Raw genomic sequence first — 7,243 nt, 5'->3', positions numbered from 1 at the left:
GCCGTACGTCAGGGGCGAGCGTTTTTTTGCTTACTTTTTTTAGGCGCTTGTAAAAAAAGTGAGTCGCCGTAAGGGCGAAACCATCAGCCGCCGTTACCGAAGAAACGGATATGTACACCCGTAAAAATCCACGCCGCCTGACACACCGCTTTCGCGGGCAAGCCCGCTCCCACAGGGATCCAGGGTTGTCCACAACACGTGTGAATGACACAAATCCAATGCAGGAGCGCGGCTCAGGCAGACACCACTTCAACCACCGGCATTTGCCAACGCTGATTGACCACCTGCTGCCCGGGCCCATACAGACGCAGGACCAGAGTGAACGCCCCGCTTGCCGGCGTCGGCAACCAGTTGCTCTGCACAGGCGGAGCGGCGTTCTGCAAGATCAACTTCAACCCACCATCCGCATCCTCTTGCAAACGATCCCGGCTGCTCAGGCAGTAACGATTGATCGGGTTGGCCACCAATTGCCGGTCCGGCAAGTCATACAACGTCAGCGACCAGAACTCGCTGGCCGGTGGCAATTGCCCCGGTGCGAAACGCAGGCGATAACTACGCCCGCCCTGCAAGGGTTGCCCCTGATTATCCAGGCGAGCGCCGGTGTAGAAGGCCTCTTCCACGCTGTTGCCGTAGATGCCGACATTCGCCGCGACAGCGCGGTTGAGGTAATTGCCGTTCAGCGCTTGGCGAGTGCCGAACAGACCGAGGGTGGTACGTACCTGGCTCACCGCAACTTGCAACTGCGCCTGGGCGTCCTGAATCCCGGCGAGCAGTGCCTCGCGCGTTGCTTGCGGCAACGTCGCCGGGTCGAAACCCTGGCCGGGAACGATGCCGATGCGTGCAAAGCGTGCGCGCAAGGCTTGTTCGGACGGTTGCGTGGGACACAGGCTGAGGATCTGGTTCAGCGCCGGGATAAACTCCAGCCCCAACCCGGTCTTGCTGTCCCAGGGTTGCCAGCCAATGGCTGGCGCAGCCACAGGCGGTGCACTACCGATGTACTCATGCAACGAACGCAAACCGTACTGCTGTTGCAAGGCACGCACCGCTGGCAGGTCCCCGGCGTTTTTCAGGCCCGTTCTCCCAAGCACCATGACGATTTCGGTTTCACTGCGCAGTACGGCCTTGACGCCGTCGGGTGTCGGGCCTTGCCAGTCGGGTCCGGCGATCAGGTAATTCCCCGCATCGCGACCGGTGCTGAGCACGCCGACATAAGCAAAGTTATGGGTGTACTGGTCGACCAGTTGAAGCACGTAATAGCGGTCGTCAGGCACGGCCGGCACACTCAACACTTGCGGCTCGCTGCGCAGGTCGAGCCAGGCCCAGGAGTACGGTGTGTCGTTGTTCGGCGTGACGATGTCGCGGTTGTTCGGGGTAAACAACTCGCTGTAATGACGAAAGCGGTTGAAGCCGCCAACGTACTCTGGCGCGGCCGGGTTGAGCGCCTGTTTTTCCATGGTCTGGTAATGCATGAGCATGGGGTACGCGTAAATCCACGCCTCTTTGGCAATCTGCCGCAGGTCATCGGAATCAGCGGCCAGCAACCAGCGTGGGAACATCAGACTTGCTCCCAATACCCCCATGCCGCCCAGCACCCGGCGGCGACTGAAAATCAGGTTCATGATTCGATCCTCGCAATCGTCGGCAACTGATAACTCCCGTCCAGTGCCCCGCCCTTGGGCAGGTACAGGCGCAACAGCAGGTTGAACGGACCTTGCGGCGTCGGCAGCCAGTTGCCCTGCGGCGCAGCCTTGGGCGCATCGGCTTGCAGGATCAGGGTCAAGCCGCCGTCGGCATCGTATTGTAGACCAGGGCTGCGATCGCCCAACGCGTAACGCTGGATCGGGTTGGCGGCGAGCAACTGGGTTTTGCCGTCATACAAGGTCAGCGACCAGAACGCATTCACCGGCGGCAATTGCCCGGCGGGGAAATGCAGGCGATAGGCATGTCGACCGTCGAGCGTCTGCCCCTCGGCATCGTGCAGTGCCATCGGGTACAGCGCTTCCACCGCATCGTTGGCGTAGATGTAACGCCAGGCGACCGCGGCACGGGTCAGGTCGTCGTCACCAAACTTGCCAACATTGGAAGGCGACGGGAACCAGCCCTGCTGCTCCACTGACAACTGGCTCGACGCTGCGCGCACCTGCTCGCGGCCGGCTTCGGCACCTTGGGCGACGGCTTCGCTCAAGTCCGCCGGGGCCTGAAATTCGCTCCCCGGGTTCACGCCGATGGCGGCGAAACGGGCCAGTTTCTTTTGCTCGCTGGCGGTCCATTGATGCAAGGGTGCCAGCGCGTTGAAGGTGTTGAACAGCGCCTGCGCGGGCCCTTGCCTGGTGTCCGCATACGCTGGCAGTTGCAGCGGTGCCAACGGTTCAGGCGCCGCGCCGCCACTCACTGTGGACAGCGGTTGCAAGGCGTAGCCCTTCAGCACTTGCGCGGCGTCTTTCTGATCCGCTTCGCCTTTGACTTCGGTCCGCCCCAACAGGAATACCAGCCGACTCGGCGAGCGAATCACAGCGCTGAAACCCGATGGCACTGGCCCTTTCCAGTCCGGCCCGAGAATCAGGTAGCGCCCCGCCTGGTCACCCGTGGCGCGAGTGCCGATGTAGTCGAGGTTGTCCGTGCGCATGTCCACCAGTTGAAAACTGTAGTAGCGACCTTGCACGGCCGGCACGTCCAGCACCATCGGTTCGCCGCGTAAATCCAGCAAGGCCCGGGAATAGAAGGTGTCGTTGTTCGGCGACACGACTTTGTTGTCCTGCGGGCCGAGCAGACGCGGTTCGCTGTAGAGCCGGTTGAACGGCAGCTTCGCAGCGATGGCGCTGAGCACTTTGTCGTGTTCGACCGTGGCGAAGGCGAATACATAAGCCTCTTGAGCCAGTGCCTTCGCCTTGGGTTGATCGAGGGTTGCTGCGTGAACGGTGCCCAGGCTTGCGCCCAGGGCAAGAGCGGATAACCAGTAGCGCACGGTAGATCTCCTTGGCAGATACAGAACACACCACCGTCTCCTGTGGGAGCGTGCCTGCTCGCGATGAGGGTGTGCCAGGCAACATTTCAGTCGACTGACACACCGTCATCGCGAGCAGGCTCGCTCCCACCCTGGATGTGCGATGGTCTGGTAAAGGGTTACTTGGCCCAGCGCCGCAGGTCCGACGGGGTGTAGTCGTCGGTCTTGGCGGCGAAGCCCACGCGCATCGGTTCGGTCTCTTCGTTGGCCAGGCCGCCGGCGTAGTAGCGTCCGGAGATCAGGTCATAGGAGGTTTCCAGCACGTTGTAGGTGAAGCCGTGGTCGTACTGTTGAATCGCGTGCAGTTCACCGCTGCGCCATAGCTCACCGCGGCTGTCGTACTGGTCCGACTGGGCAATCTGCCAACTGTCCTCGTCCACATAAAAGCGGCGCTTGGCGTAGATGTGTCGCGCACCAGGCTTGAGGGTCGCCTCCACCACCCACACGCGGTGCTTCTCGTAGCGGGCCAGGTCCTGGTTGACGTGGTTGGGCTTGATCACCGCGTCGTACTTGAGGTCGCGGCTGCCGATCTTGTAGCTGTTGTAAGGGATGAACAGCTCTTGCTTGCCCACCAGTTTCCAGTCGAAACGGTCCGGCGCGCCGTTGTAGCCGTCGATGTTGTCGGCGGTGATCAGGCCATTGCTGTAGCGGGCGCTGTTGTCGTAGGCAATCATCGGTGCACGGCGCACGCGACGTTGCCCCGGCAGGTATTGCCAGGCCGAACGCGGCTCGGCGACCTGGTCGATCGGCTCGTGCACCAGCACCGCCTCACCGGACAGACGCGCCGGTTCCAGCACCCGGCTCTTGAACATGAACAGGATGTTCGAGCCCGGCTCCAGCCCACCGACGGTGTCGGCGAAGTTGATCAGCGACTGGTTGCGCACATAGCTGGTGGCGCCGTTTTCACGCACCAATGCCGAGCTGCTGATGCGCTCATAACTGCCGCCCCGGTAACGGGTCATGTGGTTCCACATCACCTCCAGGCCTTCGGTGGGCAGCGGAAACGGAATGCCCCGGGCGTAGTCATGCAGACCGTTACCGCCGTCGGCCATGCTGGTTTTGGCAACGTTGTCGCGGCTTGCCGTCAGCACGTCCCTGGGCAGGTTGGCGCTGCGATGGGTCGGGTAGATGTTCATCTTGTAGGTGTCGGGAAAGCGCTTGAACAACGCGACTTGCCCAGGGCTGAGAAACCTCTCGTACTGCGTGACGTTCTTCGCCGTGATGGTGAACAACGGTTTCTCCGTGGCATACGGATCGCTGTAACCACCCTTGCTGTCAACGGTACCGGCGTTGGCGGCAAGCCCTCCGGTCCAGGCCGGAATGCTGCCATCGGAATTGGCTGCCATTTCCGAGCCCATGGGGGTCAAGGTCTTGCCCAGTGCCGCCGAATCGGTGCCTTTGGCCTGAGCCAGGCCGACGGTGCAGGCCAGGGCCAGCACGCACAATTGCATACGCATAACGGTTCTCCTTAGAAGTCTGCCTTGAGGCTGACGGATGCGAAATCGCGGTCGTCGAGGGTGCTGTAGTCGTTGGAACCGAAGAACACGTTGTAGGCCAGTTCCACGCTGTAATCGTTCATGTAGACGCCGGTCAGGCTCACACCCAGGGCTTGCTGGCCTTCCTGGAACGGCCCTTGCGGATCGTAGGAATAACCCTCGACGTCATGCCGCCAGTTGACGGCCGGAATCAGGTTGATGCCCGGCAACACGTCGCTGTATTCGAGGCTGGCGCGCAGGCGATAACCCCACGACCACTCGGTGGCAAAGCCCTTGTCGGTGCAGTACTGGTTGGTGACGCCGGAGGCCACGGTGTTGCACGGCGTGCCGTTGCGCGGAGCGCTGCGGCCGAACGCGGCGTTGCGGCCCAGGCGCTCGTCCCCGAGATCGTCGATGTGCACGACCCCGGCTTCACCGAACAGACTCAGGCGGGTGGCGCCCAATATGTTGTCGAAGGCCTGGGTCGCCGAACCGGTTGCCTGCCAGACGCCTTTGCGCTCCCACGCATCGAACGGGCTGCCATTGGTGGTGCTGAAACCGGGCGGCAACTGCACCCAGGAACTGCCCCCCGCCCCGGAAATCACGGCGACGTTGACGTCGGGCGCGTTGATCGCCAGCGGCATGTTCGGTCGGTAGCTCAACTCACCGGCCAGGGAAATCCCGCTGACAGGTTCAACGCCGTTGAGGCTGATGCCATACAGGTGAATGTTTTCCGGGAAGGCCGCCGCATAGCTCGGCCCCTGGATGCCACCGGGAAAGGTGCCGGGCAAGGCGGTGTTCCTGGCATTAATGGTGAAATACGGCAACCGCGAGTGATAGTTGATGTAGTAGATCGCCGCTTCGGCATCGTTCAGCGCCGGGATCATCTGGCGCAGGGCAAAGCCGAACTGGCCATAGTCGGACGGCGACTCGTTGCCCCGGGACGTGGCGAACAAACCCGCAGCCTGCATCTGTTGATCGGTCTGTACCTGACTCAGAAACAACGGCCCGCAACCCGGCTGGATCACATCGCTGCTGGCAAAGAAGGTGCCGCAACCGTCGAGGACGCTGGGGCGCCAGTTGTACTGGTAGAAACCTTCGAGGTTGGTGGTGTCGGTCAGGCCAAAGCTGAAGGAGACCATCTCCACCGGCAACTGGCCTTCCTTGATTTCCACGCCGGGACGGTTGAACGCCGAGATGTCCAGCGGGTTGATCACGTTGATGCCGTTCTGGATCAGCAGCGATTCACCCCAGGACAACACCTGGTTGCCGACCTTCACACTCAGCGGATGCTCGGCCACCTGGAAGTCTTTCCAGACGTAGGCATCGAGCACCTGGAAGCCCTTGAACCTGGCCAGGTCATCCCAGCCCGAATCATCGAAATCCTTGAAGCGGCCGTTGCCGGTTTCATAGGCGTGGTCGTACCAGTATTTGAAACGAATGAACGCGCCCTGGCCCTGGCCATCGAGACTGAAATCGGTAAGGCCCTTGAAGAGCTGCGAGATGGGGTCGCCCCTCTCGAAGTTGAGCCGGTTATCGTCGGCGCTGACGCTGCTGCCATTGGCATCCACGCCCTGGGCCTGCAAGGCATTGGCGCGGGTCATCAGGCTTTTGTCGGGGTTTTGCGTCGACCAGCTGCTGCCCAGGCTCAGGCTGGTCTTGGTCGACAGGCTCCAGTCTTCGTTGAGGTCAAATGTGGTGGCGTACGTCGGCCCCGTGAGTACAGCAAGAATCGCCAGCGCAAGGGGTTGCGGGCGGGTATGGCCAAGCCGGTGCAGTCGTTGGCGGACTCCGGYTGTGGCCGAGCGTTTTTTTATCATTATTAGGCTCCGGTCTGGTTTGCTCAGCCCGGACACGGTGCCCAACTATCGAGCGAGACACGCAAGCGATGGCCGACAAAAAATAATCATCGGGGGGGATCTGCGTGGCAGGCGGTATTTTTTGAAGGTGTGCATATCCATTGCTGCGGTAACGGCTACTTGTGGGAGCGGGCTTGCCCGCGATGGCTTTGTGTCAGGCGATGATTATTTTGTGGGTGTACATATCCGTTGCTGCGGTAACGTCCTCTGGCGGTTCCGCTCTTACAGCGGGTCACTTGGAAAAGCCCCAAGTAACCAAGGGCTCTTGCCCCTTACGTTCGGTGCCTCGCCAAGGCTCGGCATTCCCTCGCTCCGGTCCTGCTCCGTGGGCCCGCCGCCATCGGCCATCCATGGCCGGGGGCGGCTAACCCGGCATCCTTGCCGGGTTGCCCACTGCGCAGAACCTCCGCTCGGCCTCTCGAGGGGGCAAGAAGATCAAAAGCCAAAGCAAAAGCGAGGCGGCCTACTGGCCGGCCTTTTCGCGGGTTTCGTTCTCCTTTGATGCATCTGGTCGGCTGTCATACCGCCATCGCGAGCAAGCTCGCTCCCACAGTTTGATTTGCGTGTATCTGCGAGAAATTGGTCGGCTGTCAGGCCACCATCGCGAGCAGGCTCGCTCCTACAGAAGAGCAGAGCAAAAGCAGGGCTGCGTACACCCATGCTCTTCACCACTCATCAGGCCGAGCGTTAGCTCGCCTGCAGCTCTTGATCTTGATCCACCCGCCCCCTCGGCAGGCCTCGTTCCGGCGTTCATCCGGGGGTAGGCGCGCAGCGCCGTTCGGCGCAGCCGAACACATCGAGAGGAGGTCGAGCGAAGCCGACCGGAGGCGATGCCCCCGGATGAATGCCGGAGCGAAGGAACCCCGAGCCTAAGCGAGGGGCCGTACGTCAGGGGCGAGCGTTTT

4 protein-coding genes are annotated in these 7,243 nt (G+C 61.8%); all 4 read right to left on the bottom strand.

Annotated elements, in window-relative coordinates:
• Positions 1-233 precede the first annotated feature (233 nt).
• Positions 234-1,619, bottom strand: a complete 1,386-nt coding sequence (locus AB4Z35_RS29480; RefSeq protein ID WP_442101087.1) for a DUF1254 domain-containing protein — start codon at positions 1,617-1,619, stop codon at positions 234-236.
• Entirely contained in the window at positions 1,616-2,965 is a 1,350-nt protein-coding gene (locus AB4Z35_RS29475) for a DUF1254 domain-containing protein (protein ID WP_442101086.1), read from the bottom strand. The genes AB4Z35_RS29480 and AB4Z35_RS29475 overlap by 4 nt, the downstream gene beginning before the upstream one ends.
• A gap of 158 nt (positions 2,966-3,123) precedes the next feature.
• On the bottom strand, positions 3,124-4,461 hold the full coding sequence (locus AB4Z35_RS29470) for a DUF1329 domain-containing protein (protein WP_442101085.1): 1,338 nt from the start codon (positions 4,459-4,461) through the stop codon (positions 3,124-3,126).
• Between the two features lie 11 nt (positions 4,462-4,472).
• Positions 4,473-6,299, bottom strand: a complete 1,827-nt coding sequence (locus tag AB4Z35_RS29465) for a DUF1302 domain-containing protein (protein ID WP_442101084.1) — start codon at positions 6,297-6,299, stop codon at positions 4,473-4,475.
• Between the last annotated feature and the right edge of the window lie 944 nt (positions 6,300-7,243).

The organism is Pseudomonas sp. KB_15, from assembly GCF_052114525.1.
Lineage (GTDB): Bacteria > Pseudomonadota > Gammaproteobacteria > Pseudomonadales > Pseudomonadaceae > Aquipseudomonas.
Note: the sequence above shows the minus strand (reverse complement) of the source record. Positions and strands in the feature narration are given on the sequence as shown.

Coding starts and splice junctions, on each gene's coding strand:
- AB4Z35_RS29480 (WP_442101087.1), bottom strand. CDS start 1,619: ATGAACCTGATTTTCAGTCGCCGCCGGGTGCTGGGCGGCATGGGGGTA.
- AB4Z35_RS29470 (WP_442101085.1), bottom strand. CDS start 4,461: ATGCGTATGCAATTGTGCGTGCTGGCCCTGGCCTGCACCGTCGGCCTG.